The sequence below is a fragment of the Streptomyces sp. NPDC006339 genome, assembly GCF_040612775.1.
GTDB lineage: Bacteria > Actinomycetota > Actinomycetes > Streptomycetales > Streptomycetaceae > Streptomyces.
The window spans coordinates 15,091-36,012 of record NZ_JBEXQW010000029.1 but is presented as its reverse complement, the minus strand read 5'-3'; the positions used below and the strand labels follow the sequence as shown (position 1 = coordinate 36,012).

Here is a 20,922-nt window from a genome sequence, read left to right as displayed (position 1 = left end):
CAACCGCAGTCCCGCCCCGCTGGCCGCTTCGCGAACTTGTACAGGTCCGTGACCGGCTGCTGAGCAAGAATCGCCGCACGGCCGCCGTCGACCGGGTCCGTCGGGGAGGGAGCAGAAACTGCCGCCGTAGTCCGCCGGGCGCTGCGTGCGGAACGTGGGCCGGAACGAGGGCGACGGTGACCGAGTTTTCTCGCGGATCGGCCATGGGTTCGTGAGGACCATCTGCCGTTCGTGACGGCTGGTCAGCCAGGTCTTGGCCCCGGGGCGCCCGGGCAGGAGAAGGAGCGCCTGGTGCCGGAAACGACGCTGAGCGGTCCGTGCTGCCGAGAGCAGTACGCCGGTTCCTCTGAGTCGTTGAGCACGATGTGAACTCTTCCGAGGCGTCCGAAGCAGGCTCGATTCCAGCTCAGGCGGCGAGCGGCATGAACGCGCACCCCGCCACGACCCCTAGCCCTGTGAGCCCCGACTCCGATCACGCCGCCAAGGCGCGCGACTTGGCCCAACAGGCCCTGACAGTGCTCGCCTACGGGGCCCGCGATACGGCGGAAGCACTCGCCGAAGTCGCGCACGTCTACGCCCGTCTCTCTGTGCCAGCAGACCTCACTACCGTGCGCCTGGACCTTGTCACCGCCGAGTTGCGAGCGCGTACTGCCCGTGCTGAGGCAGCAGCTCAGGCTGCAGAGGACTACGCCGAGCTCACGCCTCGCCAACGATCCGCGCGCCGCGTAGCGCGCCTGCTGCTGGCCGCGTGCCCCGACGTTCCCCCTTCTGAGATCCGCGCGGAGGCCGTTCCGCTTGCCGTGATCATGGAACGTCTTGGCATTGGCCAAACGAACGCCAGCGAGCTGCGCCAAGGGGCCCTCACACTGCTGCGGGACGGGTACGGGATCGCAGACGCCTCCACTGAGGCCTCTCTTGATCCGCTAGGCAAAGCATGAGCGCTTCCCGTGCCCGACGCGGCCCTGCCAGGTCGCCCAGCTCTTGGAGCTGGGCGAATCGAGTTTGAGCGCCGCCTTCTTGGTGATCTCAGTTTTCGAGTTGGAGGCGTACCTCAGCGGTCTTGGTGCGGGTGAAGACCATGTCGAAGTTGGTGCGTGCTCCCCAGCCGCATGCATCGGCGCTGTCGTGACCTCCGTTGCCTGCGTGCGCGAAGACGAAGGCGCAGTCCCCGTCGGCGCGGGTGTCTTCGACCCAGCCGTAGACCTTGAGGGTGTTGCCGGAGCAGCTCAGCCTCCAGTGGGCCTTGGCGCCGGGGATGACGGGGGAGGCGGAGGAGGGGCAGGATGCCGCGCTGGCCGGGCTGGCTGCGGTCAAGGTGAGCCCGGCGGCGAGCGCTGTGGCGGAGAGGGCAGCGACGAGGTCCCTACGAAGGATCACGTTCGGTTCCTTTGATACCGGGGGAGTGGGGGGCGAACTAGGGAGCGAGCGTGTAGTGGACGATCTCGTCCTCGCACGGGCCTTCGGCGTACAGCACCAGAGCGTCGGCCTCGCCCAGGTCAGCGGACAGGCCCCAGCGCAGCTTGGTGGCGACCCACTCCGAGACGTAGCGACACGTCGCCTCCGGAGCCGGCGGCATCCATTCCCGCGGGTCCTGGTCGGCCTTCTGCCGGTTCGACCGGGCCGACACCGCGACGAGCGACGTCGCGACGCCCTGGTCGTTGGCGTACGCCTCGCGCCGCTCCGCGTCCCAGGTCGACGCCCCGGAGTCCCAGGCCTCAGCGAGCGGCACCATGTGGTCGATGTCGAGCTTGCCCGGGTCGGTGACCTCCTGGCCGTCGTAGTACGAGATCCACCGGCCGTCGGCGAGCTTGCATCCGGCGCTGACCGTCGGCGATTCGACGGCCTCGTCGAGAAGCACCTCGGCCCTGGTGTTGCAGCCGTCTGCCGGGTCCAGGCCGGTGTTCCAGTGGCGGAACTGGTCGCGGGTATAGCCCTCCCTGGATTCGTCGGCAATCGGGATCTGCTTGACCGCGGCCGCGAGGGTCAACACCTCCGCGGCAGTCGGCCCCTGGGCTGCGAGCGCGGCCTGGGGAAGGGCGAGCGGGGTCAGGGCAACGGAGAGCGCGGCAAGGCCGCGCAGCATGTTCTTGATCACGACCGCAGGGGTAGCGGTCGTCGAGCCGCAGGCCTGGGCGATCCGGCGGTGAGTCAGTCTTCTGGAGGAACAGATTCACCGGGGAAACGATCAGTCGCAGAGCACCGTGCGGGCCGCCGCACGGTGCTGCGAAACGGCGCCGGTACCTCTCGTCCTCGGCGTAGTTGAACCGAACGACTTCACTGAGCGGTGCCGAGCGGGGGTTTCGACGCCGCCCATCGGCTGGCCGAGGCCGAGGATCTGGCCGATGCGGTCACCCCGTTCAGCACCGTCGACTCCTACGCCAAGAGCTGGCGGATGTGGGCACGGGCCTTCGATGCGGCCAGCCTGCCATAACTGGAGGGAGGCTGCGGCGCACTGGTGCAGTTGTTGGCGTGGATGCTGTCTAAGGGCCAGCAGAACGGCTGAGGCTAGGCCCCCAGTTCAGCCTCCGCCCACTTGGCGGCCGCCGTTGTCGGACCGCGCCAGCGCGGCGCGCTCGTCACCTGCTCGGAGAATGTGCGAGCTGGCACTTTCTCCGGGGCAAGTTCACCCGTTCCAGGGGACTCGGGCAAGAACGAGCCCCCGGACGTCAGCGGCCCCGGTCGCCCGGAGCCTGAGCGCGACGTGCTGGAGCTGCGACCCGCTGGTGAACACGTCGTCGACGAGGAGGATGGTGGCTCCCTTGATGTCGCTGGTGTCTCCGGTCCAGGTCAGAGCGTCAGCATGCGCGGTCGCGGCCAGGCGCTTCTCATCCAGCGTGCGGTTCGCGGACCGGGCTGTCTCGACCTGCTTCACCAGCCGGTGAGCACCTGGCGGGCTGAGCGGGAAGGACCGGGTCACGTCCTCCGTGTAGGCGGCATCCATGATCGACTCGATGTGCTGGAGAGGCTGGCGGCCGGCGTGGGAGGGGTTGCCCACGACGAAGTCGACGCCCTGCATCTGCTCGGGGTGGCTTTCCATCCAGCCGACGAGGAGCCGGCCGAATATGAGCGCCCAGCCGTACGCGCCGTCGTACTTCAGTTTATGGATCTTGTGGCGCAGGGCGCCGGAGTACATGGCCACAGCATCGACGCGGGAGAAGCCCCGCTCGGCTTCCGGCAGCGCGCACACCCGGTTGCCGCACGGTCTGCCGGGCGTGACGGTCTGGGAGCAGACTGGGCAGTGGGGCTCGGCGACGGGCTGGAGGGTGTGGCCGGCGCAGTCGGAGCACAGGCGTGCGGTGCCGGTGATGCGGTATGCGCACACCGGGCAGTCGGGGAAGCCTGCTGGATTCGGGAGACCTGCCGTCACAGGCCGGCCAGGGCGAGCTGCTGGCGCTGCTGGCCGGCGGCGTGGATGTCCACGGCCTGGCCGAGCCGGTCGGTGATGTCGCTGGAAGCGGTGACCAGGATCGCCCGGTTCTCGTCCAGCATTTTCTTGGCCCAGGGCTGGGTGTCGGCGAGGGAGCGGATCAGGAAGACGAGCTTGCCGTGCTCGGCGGCCAGGCGGGCCTGCATCTTGGCGCCCGACGTGCTTGAGGCCTCGATGACGACGCTGCCCAGGGTGGTACCCGATGTGACGACGTTGCGGCGCGGGAAGGTGTGCCGAGCTGGTGGTTGGGTGGGCCAGAACTGGCTCAGCAGCGCTCCGCCAGAGGCGAGGATCGCCTTTGCGAGCGGACGGTTCTCGGCCGGGTAGATCGGGGCGGCGATGCCCGTGCCCATGACCGCGAACGTGCGGCCTTCGGCCGCGAGCGTGGCCTGGTGGGCGGCGGCGTCGACGCCCTTCGCGAGACCGCTGGCGATCACAACGTCGTGCTCGACGAGCTCGCGGGCCATCCGGGCCGCCCGACGCAGCCCGGCCTCGGAGGCCTGTCGGGTGCCGACGATCGCGATGGAGCGGGCGTCACGCTGATCGAGCTCGCCGCGGTAGAAGAGGAACGGCGGCAGGTTGCCGATCACGCGCAGGTTGGCCGGGTAGTCCTTGTCGAGGACCGTGACCAGGCGTGCGCCGATCTTTCCGGCCGCGGCCAGCTCGTCGTCGACGCGGGCGCGCGCGTCGTCCAGGCCGTCGATCAGGGCCTGCTGCAGCAGGGGCCGGTTCTTGGTCGCGGCACGCGAGTCCTCGTGCACCTGTCCGTCCATGAGCGCGGCCAGGCCCTCGGGGCTGTGGGCGCCGCGGGCGAGCAGGCTCCAGTCGAGGGTGGCGTCGCCGGCGCGCAGCGCGCACAGGGTCAGCAGATCGTGCTGCTCAGCGGTGATATCGAGGTCCATCAGGGTGTCCTTCTACTCGTGGCCCCGGGATGTTCGAAGGATGAAGCGAGGTACTCGGGCCACTTCCATCATGGCGTACGTGGTCCGCGTACGGGAGGCAAGGGCACGGTCGACTCGATCCTCGGTGCCGGGCGCCCGGGCCGCGCCGGCTCCGGAGGCCGAACGGCGGGCAAGATCATTCGGTGCTCTGCGCGGCGGCGATGAAGTGGGACATCGTGGCTCTCAGAGCGTCGTCGGGGCCCGGGCTTGCCGCTCCGGTGACGGGCGTCGTCACGAAGTTCGTGGCGGCCAAGTGGTAACTGACCTGGAAGGGGTCGATCGTCGTGCCGGGGCGCAGATGGTAGGCGGTGTGGCGGGAGGCGCCGTACTTGCCGATGGTCAGGGCGATGACCTGCTCGGCCTTGGCGCTGGTCAGGAGGGTGCGGGCCCATTCGATGGACTTGCCTTCGGTGGTGAAGTCGTCGAAGACGATCACGCTCTTGCCTTTGAGCTTGCCCTTGTACTTGGGGTTGATCCGGACGGTGCGGGCCTGGGCGCCGATCGAGATGTCTGCCGTGCTCTCCTTGCCCTGGCTCCTCCTCCATCGTTCCAGGCTGGTGTCGGGGGCCTGGCCGGTACGCTCGAGGAGGTCCTCGCGGTAGTAGGAGCCGACCATGACCTTGGCCTTGGTGAGGAAGCCGGCGAGCTGCTGGCTGACCTGGCCCGGGGAGCTGCTGGGGTAGACGCAGAAGAGGCTGCGGTGGGGCAGGGTGCCGTCGAGGTAGGCGGAAGAGAGCAGCCGCAGCATCAGGATGTCGCGGGCATCCTGGGTGCCGACAGTGATCGTGCGGCCGCGGGTGAAGACGTCCTGAAGCTCGAAGGTCCGGCCCGGGGCCTGCGGGAAGCGCACGTTGGGAGGCAGCAGCGAGCGGATCTTGAAGGAGCGGGCGTCATCGTCGTGGCTGAAGGCCCAGCGAGGCTCGTCCAGGAGAAAGTGGTCCAGAAGCTCACCCACATCGGCCGGCTGGTCCGCCGACAGGGTGATCATGCCCTTCGCGTTCCGCACGTGGTTGGCCCAGCGGGCGAAGACGTGGACGACGCCGGCGTTGATGCCGGTGCGCCAGTCCAGCTCCGAGGTGCCCACGATGACGAGCTGATTAGGGCGCAGCTTGAGGCGTTCGGCGACCGTCAGCAGCCAGGCTGCGCCGCCGCGGGCCGGCTGGCCAGGTATGTCATCACGGCACAGGTGGAGGGCGGGCGCGGGCAGACCAGCGGCCCTCATGGCGGCTTCGGCGTCGAGGGAGTCGGTCGTGAGCAGCACGAAGGAGATGTCGTGTTCGTCGAGCCACTGCAGGAAGTCGGCGATCCCGTCGTGGGGGCGTCCCGGCGAGCGCAGAACCGCCTTGTAGTCGATCGCGACCGCGCGCACCGTGTTCGTCTCGTCCATCGCCGCCTCCGCTGCTGTGCCGTGGTCATCCATGATCTCAGCCGCTCTAACCCACAAGCGTGCGATTTCCGAATTGGGGTCGTCGCAGGTAGGGGGCGTGACCGCCCCGCCCACTCACCAGGCGGCGTTATGGCCTTGTGAGGCCGGCTGCTCCTGCTGGTGAGGGGCTTGGTTAGGACGTGGTCGAAAGCTCAGGGAGGTAGTTGATCACGAACTCTGTCCCTGGGGTGCCGATGTCCACGAAGTCCCTCTCACCGCGCGCAGTCTGTTCGGGGGCCAGCCGATGAGCGGCGGATACGACCCGCAGCGCTACGGGCCGCAGGTCCGCCGCGGCGGAGGTCTGCCGTTCGGTCAGTTCGTCTCACAGTGGATGTGTGATCCGCGGTACTCGACGAACGCCCGCACGCTGTACGGGGTGCTGGTGACCTACGCCGATGTCGGCGCCCGTGACACGAGCCGCGGCAAACCGTGGCGCTCGGAGCTGGCGGCGCAGCTCGGGTGTTCGCTGTCCACGCTCGACCGGACGTTGTTCGAAGGGGAGTGCGCGGGGCTGTGGCACGTCGAGGAGGTGACCCACCCTGCACCGACCGGGGCGAAGATCCACGACGCGAACATCTATCACCTGCACGACGCCCTGTTCTGGCGGGGCGAGTGGGTGGACCCGCTGGCGCCCGGGGAGTCGGCGGCCGAGGTGGCGAAGGCGAGGCTCGCGAAGCGGCGGGCGGAGAAGAAGGCGGCCGGGATCCTGCCGAAGGGCGGGCGCCGGCGCACCGCCCCCGTTGAGGACGGGGGTGGCGTCACCGGTGAAGCCACCGTGCCGAAGAGGGGTGGCTTCACCCATGACGCCACCCCTGGCGTCACCGGTGAAGCTAGGGGTGGCGTCACCGATGACGCTCATGTCTATATCCCTGAGGTCGAGAACCCTGATCGAGAACCCGCTGCACCGTCCGTCCGTCCCTCTGTACCGGTAGAGGACGCGCGCGGGAGGGACGGAAGGACAGACGGAGGCGACGCCGCAGCGGTGCAGCAGGAGGAGATGCCCACGCCGGCTGGGGAGCCGGAGGGGAGCGCGACGCCGGACAACAGCGCCCGCGGGGACGGTGGTACTCCCGGCCCGGTGTTCGGCGTGCGGCCGGTGGACCTGACCCCTGGTGTGCGGGTGTTGCGGGCGATCGCGGCCGAGGCGCCGGCGTGGACGATCACCCACGCCGAGACGCTGCGGGACCAGGGCCTGGCCGTGACCGGCATGCTGGCGAGCGGGTTCACCGCGCAGGAGATCCGCCACGCCCTGCTCGCCCGGCCGCTGCCACAGCCGCTGCTCTCCACGGTCGGTGCGATCGTCGCCCGGCGCCTGCGGGATCTGCTCGCTGTCGGTCCGGCCTCCGCCGTCCCGCCGATCCCGGCACAGCAGGACCTGGTCCAGGGGTCCGACATGCGAGGGGACCGGGGCGAGACGCCGGTGCCGGCGACCTGGGCCAAGAGGCACGCGCAGCTCGAGGCCGAGGTCGCGGGCGCCGGGCGGCACCGTCCGTGCGCCGGAGACGAGGGCATGTGCCCGCGCCTCGCGCTGCCCGGAGAGGACCTGTGCGCGGTCTGTCTCGGCGGTGAGCGCCCGTTGTGCGCGAACGGTTGCGGCCGGGGCGTCGTCATGGCCGGGATGCGGTGCATCGCCTGCGAGACGGAGGACGAGACGGACGTGTGCCGGGGCCATGAAGGCTCGTGCGGTCGGCCGGTACAGACCGACGGCCTGTGCGGGCGCTGCCGGATCGCCGCCGAGGCGGCCAGGGCGGCTGAGGACGCCGAGCGGCAGGTCCCGCAGGGAACCTTCGTATCGGGCTGAGGAGGATCTCCTCGACCATCTCCTGATGCCGCCCCGGGTCTCCCGGGGCGGCATTCTCGTGCCGCCAGGCGGGCGGAGCGACGCTCACGTCTGCGCTCACCATCGCAGGTCAGGGCGGCGTGAGCGTGCTATCTCGGTGCAGCCCCCTTCCGCAGCGGCTCCGTCTCGGCAAGCGCGGGTGAGCCGGCACGCCCGTAGATCGAGGCCCCGGTCCTGCTTCTGGTCCGGGGCCCCAGCTCGCACGTGTATCAGGACGCCGCCTGACCTGCGCTGTCAGCACACGACCCCGGGGCCGGCCACGATCGGGCGACAGCGTCCACCTTGGAGAGTGAACCGCACCTGCTGACCACCTACGAGAGCTGCATCGTGTTCCCGGAACCGGTGAACGGCAGGAGACGCATGTGGACGACGACGGGCAGGGCACCCTCGACCTGGGCATCGACCTTCTCAGCGGGGCCGATCTGGACAGCCTCAGCCCAGAGCAGTACCTCCGCCTCCTGGAGGAAGTGGACCTCACGCTGCTGAGCCGGGGCCGGCTCCGCCAGCTCCTGGATTCCGGAATCCGCGCGCGCCTCAGGGTCCGCAAAAGGCCCGCGCCCGAGCCCAGGATCGCCCGCGCGGTCGGGCTGCCCCACCTGCAGAAGGCAGACGAACACGATCTGCGGGAGGCCGTCCGAGTCCTCGTTGGCTGGCTCCGCAACCCAGACCAGGCACCGGAGCCTGCCCAGCGCTCCCGCTACAGCAGGCCCAAGGGCGTCGGGCGCCTGATCGGGCCCCGGTGCGTCAAAACGGCGCTGACGGCCGACGTGTGCGGGCTGTGCAACGACCCGATCAAGGCCGGCGACGACATGGGCCGCTTCCGCCCGCCGAAACCACCGCTGGCCCGGGAGTTCGTCGCGATGGGCTGGCTGTGCCGGCACTGTCTCTTCGACCGCCGCCACGCACCCCGCCGGAGGGACGTGCTGCTCCGGTTCTTCCACCACCTGCTAAACGCGAGCGCGGTCGGTCTGAACGCGCCCGAGTGCGGCGCCCTGCTCACGTGGCTGACCGACAGCGGCACACAGCAGTCCGAGGCATGGAAGCAGGACCCGCTGGACGCCACACTCGTCCGCCTGGCCACCAGCGTCCAGGAGGACAAGCCCAATACCTGGATCGCCCTTCCCACGAGCATCACGATCCTGCGAACGCTGCGGGCCGCGGGCAACGACCCTGCGGATGCCGATCTCCTTGAGGACATCCTCCAGCACGTGGCCGACTGGGACACCAACCCCTGCGGCATCGACCACCGGCGGTTCGGAACCGGTGTCCGCTACCGGCAGGAGGTGCTCCGCCTCGCCCCCAGGACGACGTTCCTGTCGGAACTTGGCGGCCCGTTCTACCTCCACAAGGCCAACGAGCAGGCCGAGCCGGACGAGGACGAGACGATTTCCGACCACATGGATGCCGACACCGCACTGGCATGATCCGCTCTTGCCGGAGCGCAGCGGCGCCCCCGCTCAGAGGCTCGCGCTTCGCTGGTTTCCCGTGCCGGCGGGACGCTTCGGTGGTCCGGCGATGTCCTGCGTGCGGCGCGCCAGAACGGTCGCGGGCCGCATGTCGCCAAGTTCGATGGCAAGTAGGGCGCGGACAAAGGCGGGGATTTCAAGGGCGGTGCCCTTGAGGATCTCGAACTTCCGCAGGACGCCCCCGCGGTAGGCGGCACGGTGCCGGCAGCCGGCCGCGTGGCACAGTCCTTCGGCGGCCAGGGCGAGAGTCTTGAAGGCTGCGTCCTTGTCCAGGGTGGACTGGGCTGGGCATCCGAAGTGGTCGAGCGTGATTGTGAAGTGGGTGGCCCTCTGTTCGAGGGTCAGCCGCCCTCCGCCCGGGGTGATGTGCTGGCCGAGCCGGACATCTGCATAGGGGTGGATCTTCGGCAGGAGCGCCTCGCTCGCCCGCAGGACGGGCAGATCGTCGTACGCCCGGTACGGGCCGGGGCCGCAGTTCTCGGTCGACATGGTCCTCGCCTTCTCGTTGGTGCCGCGACCGTACGCTCCCAGCTCGCGCAGTCGGCTGATGTGGCGGACACGGCGGGCGCCCGGGGTGTGCGCCTGTGCGCCCCCGGCTGGGGCTCTCCACAAGGCGGCGGGCGGCCGATATCGGGAGTGTCAAGGGTCGATTGAGGAGACGAGGAAGACCGATGGGGCGACGGAAGCCCGGGAAGCAGCGCCGTCCGGGAAGGGACCGGAAGGAGTACTCCCTGAGGGAGTTGGACCCGCCGGGCGCCGCGTACGAGGAGTGGTTCATCCCTGCGCAGAACGTGGGATCACTCCCCGGCGAGCTCGACGCGCAGTGCACCGACTTCCTTGACCGCATCCAGCGCCTCGGCCCTCTTTACGGCAATGAGGTGCCGATGGCGGCGCTGCATCTGGACATGTGTCTGGACTCGGGCAAGATCGCCGTGCTTGACGGCGAGGAGCCCAGGCTTGTCGACTTCGAGGGGCTGGTGGGCCGTATCGAGGAGGGCATGGACGGCATCAGGCAGTCCACGCACCGGCTGCACGCGACGGGCGCCCTGCTCGTCGATGTCGACGAGGAGCACGACATCCCCTTCGTGCGGTTCGTGCTGAAGCGGCCGGGGAAGCCGGGCGAACCGTGGGCGTTCGTCGGTGACAACGACACAGCCGCGGCCACCACGTGCCTTCCGAACGCCATCTGGTTCGAGCTGGATCCCGACGTGGCCGCGGCAGTCGCCTACCTGCGAGGGTGCCTCGCCCGGCTGGAGCAACCTGCCTTCGCCGACTTTGTCGAGCACCACCAAGACGTTTCCGTCGATGAGGCCCGGCGCTTGTGGGATGCGGCCTGGGCCTCAGGATTTGTTGATCACAAGGGCTGCGAAGCGTGTCCGACCGGCCACTTGTGCACCCGGCAGGATGCGGCGACATGACCAGCCAGCCATCATGCCGATGATCGCGCACCCTCGCTCGGCCGCGGAGCTGCAGGCGGGGCCGTAGACCGCCGTCTGCAGGGCCCGGCAGCGTTGGGGTCAGATGGCGGTGCGAAGGTGTTCCTGACGGGCCTGGACCAGGGCGCACCAGCGGGTGCGGACGACGTTCTCGTTCGTGGTCCAGCGGGTGGCTGACGGGCCGGGCAGGGGCAGGTCGGCCATGAAGTGGGCGATGTCGGTGAAGTAGGCGAAGTCGCCGGTCGCGGTGAGCTGGCGCAGTCGGCGGATGATGGCGGCCAGGTCCTGCTCCTCGCCGCGGACGGCGTGGTGGAAGGCGAGGGCGAGCTCCACGAAGCGGTGGAGGAAGGGCAGCCCGGCGGCGTCGATGTCGGTGTGCAGGGCCTGGGCGCGGTCGGTGACGCCGTCGGTTCCGGCGTCCTTGATCAGGGCGGCGACCTGGGCGAGGAGGGCGTTGGAGCGTTGATCAAGGCCGTCGAGGAGCTGGTGGGCAAGGGCGAGTTCGTCGTCGGCGCGGACGGGATCGGCGAAGGACACGGCGAGGGCGAGGCGGACCTGCATCATGGCGCGCTCGCCGGCGGCGGCGTGCTGTTCGGCCTCGGCACGGCCGGCTTCGAAGGCGGCGACGGCCTGAGCGGTGTCGGCTTGAGACCAGTGGATGTCACCGAGAACGCGGTGGTGGCGGCCCTTCCAGCCCAGAGTGGGGACGGCGGCCAGGGCGGTGGGGAAGTCGCCGGCGAGGCGGGCCAGGTTGGCCAGTCCGCGCCGGGCCTTGGTGGCGAGGCGGCCGCCGATGTCGGCGACCTGCTGCATCCCGGCGCGGGCGGCGTCGTTCTGGCTGAGGTCCTTGTGGGCCTTGGCCCGGTAGTACAGGGCCATCTCGGTCAGCTCGCCGGGCAGCAGGCCGCTGTCCAGGACGGCGGTTAGGCGGTCGGCGGTGTGCTGGCGGTGTTCGTGCTGGCGGCGGGCGATCGCGGTGAGGAGCTCGGCCAGGGCGTCGGCCGGGGTGTCCAGTCCCTGTTCCGAGGTGCTGGATGGTGGGGTGAGGGGTTCCCACACAGAGTCGTCGGTGTAGACGAAGGCGGCGTCGACGAGCCAGCCCAGGCCGGTCAGACGGTGATCGCGGGCCAGACGCAGGCCCTGGCGCAGGCAGGCCACGAGGAGTAGCCGGCTGGGGGTGAGGGATGCGTTCGCGGTCCACTGGTCGCCGAGGGCGGCCAGGGCGCGGGTGGCGGCCTGGTGCCAGTCGGCGGGTGTCCAGCGGTCGTCGGTGTGCTCGTCGGCCTCGGTGAGCGCGGTGCGGATCGCGCCGTGCAGGTGGTAGGGCCACAGGGCGTAGGGGTTCTCGGTGACGAGGGGACGCTCGGTCAGGCGCCGGGCGGGTGCCTGGTGGGTGAGACCGGCTGCGCGGGTGGCGAGATCGAGGTCGAAGGCGTCCAGGACGGCCACCGAGCGCAGGACGTTCTTCTCGTCGGGGGTGAGGTCGGACAGGGCGCGGGCCAGGAGCGCGGGGAAGGTGTGGTCGAAGTCGGCGGGCTGCGGCTCGCGGGTGCGGCGGATCTCCAGGAAACTGGAGGCGGCCAGGTCGAGGTGGAGGGGCAGACCGTGGGAGCGGGCGGTGATCACGGCCCGGATCGCGGGGCTGATGAGGGGGCGGCCGTCCTTGACCAGTCGGCGGGCGAGATGGTCGTCGCAGTCCTCGGGGGAGAGGTCGCCGATCAAGTGCTGCCGCCCGCCTGGCGTCCCGTGGCGGGGCGCCGGCACCGGGCCGGTCGTGGTGGCCAGGCCCGGCCAAGCGGTGGGGCCGGTGTGGTCGAGCTGTCCGTACAGGGCGGGGTCGGCCCACTGCAGGCGGGAGCGGCCGCTGATGACGAAGAAGGCGTTCGGCATCAGCCACACCAGGCGCTGCAGGAGGCGTTCGAGGTCACGGTGGCGGTCGGCGGTGTCCTCGAAGGTGTCCAGCAGGATCACCGGCGTGACCTTCTTCTCCTCGGGAAGCCGGTGAAGCTCGAAGGCGAGCAGGTGCGGGTAGAAGGACAGCGCCTCCAGGCTGGGTTCGGTCTCCAGCAGGGGTGCGAGGCGTGCGCAGGCGGCCAGCGCCCGTACGGTCTGGCGCCGCTCGCGGAGAGCGCCGACCAGGGCGCCGGTGACCTGCCCGACGGCCGAGCCGACGGCGCCGGGCAGCAGCAGGGCCTGGGCGACGTCACTGAGGGCGGCCTGCGTCTGCTGCGGCAGGGCCTTGCCGAATCGCGAGGCGAGGCCGCCGCGTTCGAGATAGGCGTCGAGCGGATCGCCGGGGTGCTGGGCCTCCCAGTAGCGGCGCAACGCGAGGTCGAAGGCCGGCAGCGGCCGGGCGACGGCCGTGGCGAGCGCGGCCCGGATGGTCAGGACGACGTCCTCGAAGGTGGTGCCGGCCGAGCGGGACAAGTCGATCCGGACGGGCAGGATCTTCGGTCCGGCCCAAATCTGCTCGCCCCACTGCGCCGGCCGGGTGCCGCCGAGCGCAGCCTCGAGCTGGCGCTGAAGCGTGGTCTTGCCCACGCCGCCGACACCGTGGAAGACGATCACATTGGTGCGGGGCGCCTCGAGGTCGGCGGGGTCGAAGCCGGATGCGGTGGTGCGCCGCAGGTGTTCGGCGACCGCGGTGGCGACGAGCTCCCACTGGCGCTCGCGGTTGGTGAACGCCTCGCTCGCGTCGATGGGGTCGTTGGAGCTGAACAGCGCACGCAAGTCGGTCACTTAGGTCCCCCGCCGAAAGATCACCAGTCGGACAAAGCCTATGCCCGGGCACGCCCCGGGCGGCAGACCCACAGGCCCGCCACGGCCCGGCCTCCCACGCCCGCGCTCCTTCCGCGTCCACGATCACATGGTCATGACCAGGGACAATGACGCCTCATCACCGGATCGATACCCCTGGAGGACCCTGTCTTGTCCGAACCCGTCACTCCCGAAGCCATCGAGCATCTGATCGACGAGGTCAGCGCCTTCTACACCGAGCGGATCCTCGCCGCACGGCGCGCCGGCACACTCGACCCCGAGCGGCTCAAGGTCTTGAAGGAGAGCCTGGCGGCGTGTGCCGCCGACCGCCAGGCCCTCCAGGACGCCTCCGAGGAAGAGGTCGCCGAGATCGCGGCCCGCTACGCGGCCCGGGTGAAGGAACTGCGCGAGGAGTAGCCCTCGCGGTGGGGGACGGGCAGCGCCGCGGTGGGGACGGTGAACGCCAGTGCGCGGGGCTGCAGGGCGGTGGGCATCAGCGGCCAGGCCAGCGCGGCGATGGCGACCAGCTCGCGCCGGTACTGCGGCAGCTCGCCCTGCACCTGCCGCAGCGCCGCCCAGAACGCCGCCGCCTCTGCGGGGGTGTAGGGGCGGTGCTGCTCCGCCTCCACCACGTCCCCGCCCCTCACCGGCCGCGCCCAGGTCCCGTCCGCGAGGCGCGCGTTGCGGTAGACCGCGGTCAGGTCCCGACGGATGACGGCGACGGAGTCGACCAGGTCCGGGACCTGCTCGGCCGCGCGCACGACGTCCGGGAGCACGGCGACCGTACGGGTGTGCGCGGCGGCCTGGGTGAAGCGGGGCGTGCCGCCGATGCGGGCCACGCCCGCGCACCGGGCCGCGATCCCCAGCCGGCTGTCGGCGGCCCGCACCCCCAGCACGATCAGCTCCACCCGTCGCCCCGCCGCACGGTCCCGGCGCGCGGAGGCAAGGAAGTGGTCGACGTCGTCCGGGGCGATCTCGATCAGCAGGTCGCCGCGCTGGTCACGCACCCGCTGCTCCGCCTTGTGCTGCCAGGCCCGGTAGTCCGGCCGGATCCGGGCCGACGCCGTCCGCGGATCCTCCTCCAGCAAGCGGCGGTAGTCGGGGTGCATCGACTTGAACAGCCCGCCCTCAATCCGGACAGGCCGGCGGGCGCGCAGCACGCGGCGCAGCGTGCGGGCCGTGTGCGACTTTCCGGCGCCCTGCGGCCCCATCACGTACAGCGTCACCGGCTGCTCGTGCGGCGTGATGTCGCTCAGATACATCGGGACGATCAGCTCGTCGAAGATGAAGGCGTGCTCGTCGGCGGACAGCCGGTGGTAGTTGACGCCCGGCGGCACCGTGAGCGGCTGGGCGATCCGGCGCACCGGCTCGGCCAGCGCCACGGCCCGCTCCAGACCGCCAGCCACCAGCAGCCGCCGCTCCTCGGTGCACACCGAGGGGTGGAGCTGCTGCTCCACGCGCTGGACCTGGCGGCGGAACCGCCACGTCTCCGGCGCCGTCCACGGCCTCCTCCGGGCCGCCTGCAGTGCCCGATGCGCGCCCGCGGTCGGGGACGGGCCGGCCGGTTGGTTGTCGTAGAGGACCTCGAAGTCGCGTCGCACCAGCATCACCCGGTCGGCGAGCCCCTCGCGCTCGATGACCTCCAGCGACTCCAGCAGCCGGAGCGTGCACTGGTCGTGGTTCTCCCAGGACACATACCGGTCCTGGGCCAGGTAGCGCTGCAGCACGCTCAGTTGGGTGACGGCCTCCGACTCGACGACGACTACCACCTCGACCCGGCGCCCCGCGGCTCGGTGGGCCCTCACCTGCTCGGGGTCGACGACCGGGCTCTCGACCAAGGCGTCGAATCGGCCGGTCAGCGCGAACTGTTCGACCTCGGTCTGCCAGCGCAGAACGTCCGGCCGCACCCGAACGCCGGCCGTGCGGTCATCGCTCTGCAGGAGCCGTTGGTAGGCGGGGTGTGCGGTCTTGTAGAGGTCGCGGCCAATCAGCACCGAACCGCCCCGACGGTCCAGGGCGCTCTTGAGTACCTGGCAGGCGGTGGACTTTCCGCTGCCGGGAGGCCCTGCGACCAACACGGTCACGGGCTGGTCCTGGGGTACGGCGTCGCTGGTCCAGGCGGGCAGGATCTGCGAGGCCAGGATCTCGTCGTGCTCGCGCTCGGACAGCACGACCGGGACCACGTCCGCGTCCGTCACTGCACTTCCCCTTCCGGTCAGTGCGCCGCCCCGGCAGCCGCCTGTCAGCGAGCGGGCGCTCTGCGTCGCCCAGTGCTGCCACTGTCGGGGTGGGGCCCAACTCGCCTGCGCTGCCGGGATGTTCGTCCCGACACCGATCTTCTGACGTCACGCTACCAGACGCGGGATATGGTTAATGTTTGAGTTAAATGCGGGGCTAAATTGTGCTAGCATTCAGGGTGGAGGTAGACGCATGGCATCCGAGGAAGAGCTGTTCGCGAACATCGAGGCCCTGCTGGCGGAGGAGCCGCAGCTCCCGCCCCCGGCGGAGCGCGCCCGACTGCGCGAGGCCGCCGGCATCACCCAGGCCCGCCTCGCACAGGCCCTGAAGTCGACCGTGCAGACGGTGAAGAACTACGAGAACGGCCGCTCCGAGCCGAAGTCGCCGCGCCTGGAGGCGTATCAGCGGCTGCTGAAAGGCTGGGCGGCGAAGTACCCCGCGCCCGGCACCCCCGCCGCCATCCCGACGCCTCCGTCCCCGGCGGCCACCCCGCAACCGGCGGCGCCTGAGAAGATCACCAGCCCGGCGGCCCCCGAAGCGCAGACGGAGAAGGCCGCGCCCGCGCGTCCCGCCCGGCCGGCCTCGCGTCCCGTTTCGACGCCGCGGCGCCCGGCGGCGAGGACGGCCGCCGCGCCCGCGCTGGACCCGCGCTTCCCGCACGGCCCGCTCGCCGTGTTGGACGGCGACGGCTCCGCCTACGGGGTCGGCGGCATCGTGCTGGACTGCCCGGCGACCACGATCGTGGAGCTGGTGGAGTGGACGTTGAAGGAGTCCGGTCTCGGCGCGCCGAAGCTGCACCGCAACGGTAAGGACCAGGACCCGCTGATCGTCCTCACCGCGTCTGCGGCCGCGAAGTTCGGGCTTCCCGAGCGCCTGGAGGATCGGCGCGGGCTGCGCCTCCCGGAGGATCACCCGGTCGTCAAGCAGATCCTCAAGGCGAAGTGGGAGCTCACCCAGCGCGGTTTCGGCCCGTGGCCGCGCGTCTACCGCAAGGCCCAGGGTCGCGAGCGGCAGTGCGTGCAGCTCGCGATCCTGCCCTGGGACGCCCTCGACCCCCGGTCCTGGCCCGGCGTCACGGAGATGGATCCGGCCGACATCGCCCGCGTTCTCGGGACCTACGCCCAGCGGGTGATCACCCCGCGCGGCGGCACGGCTGTCAACGGCTTGGAGCTGATGACCGCGCTGCGCCCGCCGACGAAGGCGGTCCGCGACGAGGCAACCGGGAACTGGGTGTCCGGCCACAACCCCGGCTCGCTCGGGACCGAGCCCCTCCCCCCGGCGCCTCCTGAGGCCCGGCCTGAGCATCCCGTCGTCGTCAGCTCCGGCTGGACGGGCGGCTTTCTCAACGAGGAGGCGTACCGGTGGACCCGCGATGTCGACCTCCTCACGGGCGAGGAGGCGGCGCTGCCGTTCGCGGTCGGCCTCGACCTGAACACGGCCTTCCTCGCCGCCTCGGCCCGGCTCACGGTCGGCCTGTCCGAGCCAGAGCACTTCGTGGCCCCGAAGTTCTACCCGAAGGTCCCCGGCTGCTGGCTGGTCGACCTGAGCCACGTCGAGCTCGACCCGCGCCTGCCCTCGCCGTTCACGCCGGACGGAAGCCGTCCGACCGGGCCGGCCTGGTACCAGACCCACACTGTCGCCTACGCCCAGGAGCTCGGCTACAACGTCGAGATCCTGGAGGCGTACCTGCGGCGTGAGACCGGCGCGTACCTGGATCCGTGGCACGACCGGCTCAAGACCGCCTACGTCGACACCCTCGCCGACCTCGGCGTCACCAAGGACCTCACCGACGCCGAGTTCCTCGCGGCGATGGAGGTCCACAAGCAGTCCGACCCGGCGATGGCGGCCGTCCTCTCGGCGATCAAGGGAACGGTCAAGGGCGGCATCGGCAAGCTGTTCGAGGGCCCGCAGGGCAAGAGCTACAAGGACGGCGAACCGTGGCCGGCGATGAAGCGCCCGACGTGGGCGCCGTGGATCCGCAACGCGGTCATCTCCAAGGCGCGAGTGAACATGCACCGCAAGATGCTCAACATGGCGAAGATGACGGGCATGTACCCGCTCGCGGTGCTGTCCGACTGCGTCGTCTACCCCACGCCGAGCGCCAGCCCGGTCGACTTCCTCCCGTATGCCGCCTCCGGCAAGCCGATCCCCGGCGCCTTCCGCCTCGGCCCCACCCCCGGGCTCGCCAAGCTCGAAGGTGTCCAGCCGATGGCCTGGGCGGTCGACCTGATGGAGCAGGGCTACAACCCGGCCAGCTACATCAAGGGCGACGGCCACGACGCCGTCCTCGACGGCGGCGAGTAGGCCCGCCGGCCGGCACCCACCCGCACCCCATCCCCGAAGGGAGCTGACCCATGGCAGGAGAGATCGACGACGCCTTGGAGCGCGCCGACCAGGAGCACTTCACCAAGGAGCCGCCCAAGGGCCTCCAGGCCCGGATCAACTACCTGCTCAGGCAGATGGGCACGTCGAAGGCGGTCGCCGAGGAGATCGGCGTCACCGCCGACTCCGTCAACCGCTACCGCCGCGGTGCTCGCAAGAACCCGCCCAAGGACATCGCCGCGAAGATCGAGGCGGCCGTGAAGGCCCGCTGGCAGCCGGGCGTGCGAAAGCGCCGGCGTAAGCAGGCCGCCGCTACCGGGATCACGGTGGAGACCCGCGCCCGCTTCGGCTACACCGCCGCCGTCGGCTCCACCGACGACGGCCGCTTCCGCCGCCTCACCGTCCACCTCCCGGCCACCTACGCCCAGCGTCTGTTCGACGCCCGCGATGAGGGCGCCAGCGACCAGAAGATGCGCGAAATCGTCGCCGAAGGATTCAAGGAAGTCTATTTCCAGGACAACGGAGCCCGCGCCATGGGACTTTCCGACGTATCACTTTCAGATATCGACTACCTTGATATCGAGTATTAGTTACAAAACTTCCCGGCCTGAAATTCGTTGAACAGTGAGCCGAAGCACGATAGTTGACACAAAGGCAGACGTATCGCCACAAGGGCTGCAGGACAGGGCGTGGTCTTTGGTTCTTGCAGGGGCCTGCCGGCCGTGCCTGTCGGACCCTGTCGGTAGCGTCAGGTCATGGATCACCTCAGAGCCCTAACCACCGACCAGTGGACGATCATCGTTGCCGTCGTCGCCGCCCTCATCGCCGCCTGGCAGGCTTCTATCGCCCGCATGGCCGCCAGAGAGCAACTGGCCCTGTCAAAACGCATTCACCGGGAGCAGAACGAGCCGTACGTCATCGTCGACATCCAACCCGATGCCAACCACGGGTCGCTTCTGTTGGTCATCGAGAACACCGGTCCGACCGTAGCCCGCAACGTCCGCATCTCCTGCAACCCGCCCCTCGAGTCAGGGTGGGAGCCCAGACCAGGAGAGCCGGATCTCACCCAGGTCATGCAGGAGATTCTGGCCCGGCCCATCCCCATCCTGCCGCCGCGCCGCCGCCTGACCTTCCTCTTGGACAACCAGGAGCGGTCCCAGAACGCTCACCTGCCCCGCGTCTACACCTTCACGGTGGACGCAAACGGTCCTGAAGGGAAGGTGGAGACGGCCCAGTACACCGCCGACCTCGACGCGGTGAAGTGGGTCATGCTCGAAGACCGGCCCACCAAGCATCTGGAAGACAAGCTGGTCAAGATTGAGAAAGCGGTACACGCGCTGGGCCCGGGCAACCGTCGGTCGTTCCCTCCAAGGACACTACCTGCGCCCGTGCGGCAGCAGCGATCGGTCTCTGGCGACACAGAATGAGACGGGCCTAGCCCGAGCAGTCAGGCGCTGCAGCCCGCGCCAGCGTCTTGTCCGTCCGCGCATCGGCCTCTAGGGGGCGGGCTCGTTGCGCACCTGACGCACAATAGACGCCCTGCTGCCCGCGCTCCGGCTGCCTCAGCCCACCCTGGAGCCTCGGAACCGTGCCTGACTGGGCATCATGTCTGTCATGGACCTCGCAGGCATAGCAGCCCTCGCAGCCCTCGCAGGCATTCCGGTAAGCGTGCTGGTCGCGCACTGGCAGAAACGCACAGCTCTGCAACAGACTCATGCACTGAACCAGGCAGCCCTCGACGCCGCCGAAGCCAACCACCGCGCAGCCCTCGCCCAGGCCGAAGCCGACCATCGAGCCGTCAGGGAAGCCGCTCTCGAACAAGCCCAGGCCGCTCACCGGAATGCCTTGGAGCAAGCACAGGCCAGTCACCGACTGGCTCTCGAGCAGGCCGAAGCCGACCATCGAGCCGTCAGGGAAGCCGCTCTCGAACAAGCCCAGGCCGCTCACCGGAATGCCTTGGAGCAAGCACAGGCCAGTCACCGACTGGCTCTCGAGCAGGCCGAAGCCGCACACCGCAGTGCGATGGCACAGGCCGAGGCCAATCACCGCGCTGCCCTCGAACTCCAAGCCGCCCAAGCCCGCGCCGACCACGAACGGTGGCTGCTCGACGCTCGCAGAGCCTCCTACGATCGCTTCCAGGAGTGCCTTGGCCGCTTCCGAACGGCCCTCTTGCGTGGCGTGGGGGCGGCGGAGGTGGACGCCATCATCTACGACATGCACAGCATCGCTCACGAGGTCAGAGGAATCGGACCGTCCGAAGCTGGAGGGCTGGCCCGTGATATCGTCCGCCGCTGCTCAAGCGTCACAAGAATGCCCGGCCTGGGCGTAACCAGCGATGAGCGCGAAGAGACGTGGAATACCTGGATAGCGCCCCTACGGGCACAGTTCAGCGATTCGGTGCACAGTGTAATGACCCGCAGTCCTGCCCTTTTTCTTGAATAGCCGGGGGGAAATTACCTCCAGGCACGGGGGCGAAGAGTCCGTGCGGCGCCGATGCTTGCAGCAGCCAGCCCAGAGAGCGCCGGTCACCCGTCCAGCCACTACAGGGGATGGCGGCCAGGCTCGCAGCCGCCGCGGCGCGGTCACGCCACTGCAGCTTGTCCGCTCCGCGGATAGGTTCCGCCGGCTCACGTTCCCGCGAAGCACCGCCCGGGGCATCCATAGCAAGCCGGTCAGGGAAGCGGCGGCGCCTCAGCAGAAGCGGCGGCAACAACGGAGCTACCCGCTCCGCTCCCACAGGTCGTCAGACACAAGATCCCGCGTAGACGGCACACTGCCGGCCTGCGACCCCAACTGCCAAGCGCCTGAGCCGAACTCATTCTGAAATGATCAGTAAGTACCCGGTGCCCGCCGCCAGCCTGCTTCGTCGTTCCGGGCGCTGCTGGTGACAGATAGCGCGCCGCCCTGGTGACAAACATCGTGCTTTGCCTGGTTGAAGCCGCAGGTCAGTGGAAGCCGATGGTGACAACTATCGCGCTTCGGCTCAAACAGGAAATCCCCGAACAGCCCACAGGAAAGCGGGGAACACTGTGACCGACACCAGCCTCGACGCCGTCGACGTCTCCGGCA

Annotated in this window: 17 protein-coding genes; 8 read left to right on the top strand and 9 right to left on the bottom strand. The window is 69.9% G+C overall.

Features of this window, described 5'->3' with window-relative positions:
• Positions 1-455: 455 nt before the first annotated feature.
• Positions 456-938: a hypothetical protein gene (locus tag ABZ135_RS23370; RefSeq protein ID WP_356698172.1), complete on the top strand. Its 483-nt coding sequence runs from the start codon at positions 456-458 to the stop codon at positions 936-938.
• 88 nt (positions 939-1,026) lie between these two features.
• Here the strand turns inward: ABZ135_RS23370 and ABZ135_RS23365 are convergent, their stop codons facing one another.
• The 5 genes from ABZ135_RS23365 to ABZ135_RS23345 form a co-directional block, all read right to left on the bottom strand.
• Positions 1,027-1,377 (bottom strand): hypothetical protein, encoded by a 351-nt coding sequence (locus ABZ135_RS23365; protein WP_356698171.1) that lies wholly within the window; start codon positions 1,375-1,377, stop codon positions 1,027-1,029.
• A gap of 37 nt (positions 1,378-1,414) precedes the next feature.
• Positions 1,415-2,095, bottom strand: coding sequence for an HNH endonuclease family protein (locus tag ABZ135_RS23360; RefSeq protein WP_356698170.1), 681 nt, complete (start codon positions 2,093-2,095; stop codon positions 1,415-1,417).
• 528 nt (positions 2,096-2,623) lie between these two features.
• A complete protein-coding gene (locus ABZ135_RS23355; protein WP_356698169.1) occupies positions 2,624-3,322 on the bottom strand; it encodes a ComF family protein in 699 nt (232 codons plus the stop codon).
• Between the two features lie 41 nt (positions 3,323-3,363).
• A complete protein-coding gene (locus ABZ135_RS23350; RefSeq protein WP_356698168.1) occupies positions 3,364-4,329 on the bottom strand; it encodes a DNA-processing protein DprA in 966 nt (321 codons plus the stop codon).
• A gap of 175 nt (positions 4,330-4,504) precedes the next feature.
• Positions 4,505-5,755 (bottom strand): hypothetical protein, encoded by a 1,251-nt coding sequence (locus tag ABZ135_RS23345; protein ID WP_356698167.1) that lies wholly within the window; start codon positions 5,753-5,755, stop codon positions 4,505-4,507.
• Positions 5,756-6,038: 283 nt separating this feature from the next.
• Here ABZ135_RS23345 and ABZ135_RS23340 point away from each other — a divergent pair, with 283 nt between their 5' ends.
• Positions 6,039-7,595, top strand: a complete 1,557-nt coding sequence (locus ABZ135_RS23340; RefSeq protein ID WP_356698166.1) for a hypothetical protein — start codon at positions 6,039-6,041, stop codon at positions 7,593-7,595.
• Positions 7,596-7,996: 401 nt separating this feature from the next.
• A complete protein-coding gene (locus tag ABZ135_RS23335) occupies positions 7,997-9,058 on the top strand; it encodes a hypothetical protein (protein ID WP_356698165.1) in 1,062 nt (353 codons plus the stop codon).
• 33 nt (positions 9,059-9,091) lie between these two features.
• On the opposite strand, the gene ABZ135_RS23330 is transcribed toward ABZ135_RS23335, so the two are convergent.
• The gene (locus ABZ135_RS23330; protein ID WP_356698164.1) at positions 9,092-9,589 is read right to left on the bottom strand and encodes a DUF6420 family protein; all 498 of its coding nucleotides are present in this window, start codon (positions 9,587-9,589) and stop codon (positions 9,092-9,094) included.
• 251 nt (positions 9,590-9,840) lie between these two features.
• Between ABZ135_RS23330 and ABZ135_RS23325 the strand changes: the two genes are divergently transcribed.
• Complete coding sequence (locus ABZ135_RS23325; protein WP_356698163.1) at positions 9,841-10,518, top strand: hypothetical protein; 678 nt, start codon at positions 9,841-9,843, stop codon at positions 10,516-10,518.
• A 99-nt stretch (positions 10,519-10,617) separates the two neighbouring features.
• On the opposite strand, the gene ABZ135_RS23320 is transcribed toward ABZ135_RS23325, so the two are convergent.
• Positions 10,618-13,275 carry an ATP/GTP-binding protein gene (locus ABZ135_RS23320; RefSeq protein WP_356698162.1) on the bottom strand — a complete coding sequence of 886 codons (2,658 nt, stop codon included), beginning with the start codon at positions 13,273-13,275 and terminating at the stop codon, positions 10,618-10,620.
• A 189-nt stretch (positions 13,276-13,464) separates the two neighbouring features.
• Here ABZ135_RS23320 and ABZ135_RS23315 point away from each other — a divergent pair, with 189 nt between their 5' ends.
• A complete protein-coding gene (locus tag ABZ135_RS23315) occupies positions 13,465-13,710 on the top strand; it encodes a hypothetical protein (RefSeq protein WP_356698161.1) in 246 nt (81 codons plus the stop codon).
• Here ABZ135_RS23315 and ABZ135_RS23310 read toward each other — a convergent pair.
• Complete coding sequence (locus tag ABZ135_RS23310; protein ID WP_356698160.1) at positions 13,674-15,491, bottom strand: zeta toxin family protein; 1,818 nt, start codon at positions 15,489-15,491, stop codon at positions 13,674-13,676. The genes ABZ135_RS23315 and ABZ135_RS23310 overlap by 37 nt on opposite strands.
• 232 nt (positions 15,492-15,723) lie before the next feature.
• Here ABZ135_RS23310 and ABZ135_RS23305 point away from each other — a divergent pair, with 232 nt between their 5' ends.
• The 3 genes from ABZ135_RS23305 to ABZ135_RS23295 all read left to right on the top strand — a co-directional run bounded on the left by ABZ135_RS23305 (position 15,724) and on the right by ABZ135_RS23295 (position 19,280).
• Entirely contained in the window at positions 15,724-17,835 is a 2,112-nt protein-coding gene (locus ABZ135_RS23305; RefSeq protein ID WP_356698159.1) for a helix-turn-helix transcriptional regulator, read from the top strand.
• A gap of 50 nt (positions 17,836-17,885) precedes the next feature.
• On the top strand, positions 17,886-18,443 hold the full coding sequence (locus tag ABZ135_RS23300; protein ID WP_356698158.1) for an XRE family transcriptional regulator: 558 nt from the start codon (positions 17,886-17,888) through the stop codon (positions 18,441-18,443).
• Between the two features lie 165 nt (positions 18,444-18,608).
• The gene (locus ABZ135_RS23295) at positions 18,609-19,280 is read left to right on the top strand and encodes a hypothetical protein (RefSeq protein ID WP_356698157.1); all 672 of its coding nucleotides are present in this window, start codon (positions 18,609-18,611) and stop codon (positions 19,278-19,280) included.
• A 7-nt stretch (positions 19,281-19,287) separates the two neighbouring features.
• Here ABZ135_RS23295 and ABZ135_RS23290 read toward each other — a convergent pair whose 3' ends face one another.
• Entirely contained in the window at positions 19,288-20,085 is a 798-nt protein-coding gene (locus tag ABZ135_RS23290) for a hypothetical protein (RefSeq protein WP_356698156.1), read from the bottom strand.
• Positions 20,086-20,922: the final 837 nt, after the last annotated feature.

What these genes read in the sequence shown, in the direction of transcription:
- ABZ135_RS23350 (WP_356698168.1), bottom strand. Translation starts at nt 4,329, where the DNA reads ATGGACCTCGATATCACCGCTGAGCAGCACGATCTGCTGACCCTGTGC.
- ABZ135_RS23345 (WP_356698167.1), bottom strand. Translation starts at nt 5,755, where the DNA reads ATGGACGAGACGAACACGGTGCGCGCGGTCGCGATCGACTACAAGGCG.
- ABZ135_RS23340 (WP_356698166.1), top strand. Translation starts at nt 6,039, where the DNA reads ATGAGCGGCGGATACGACCCGCAGCGCTACGGGCCGCAGGTCCGCCGC.
- ABZ135_RS23330 (WP_356698164.1), bottom strand. Translation starts at nt 9,589, where the DNA reads ATGTCGACCGAGAACTGCGGCCCCGGCCCGTACCGGGCGTACGACGAT.
- ABZ135_RS23305 (WP_356698159.1), top strand. Translation starts at nt 15,724, where the DNA reads ATGGCATCCGAGGAAGAGCTGTTCGCGAACATCGAGGCCCTGCTGGCG.
- ABZ135_RS23300 (WP_356698158.1), top strand. Translation starts at nt 17,886, where the DNA reads ATGGCAGGAGAGATCGACGACGCCTTGGAGCGCGCCGACCAGGAGCAC.
- ABZ135_RS23295 (WP_356698157.1), top strand. Translation starts at nt 18,609, where the DNA reads ATGGATCACCTCAGAGCCCTAACCACCGACCAGTGGACGATCATCGTT.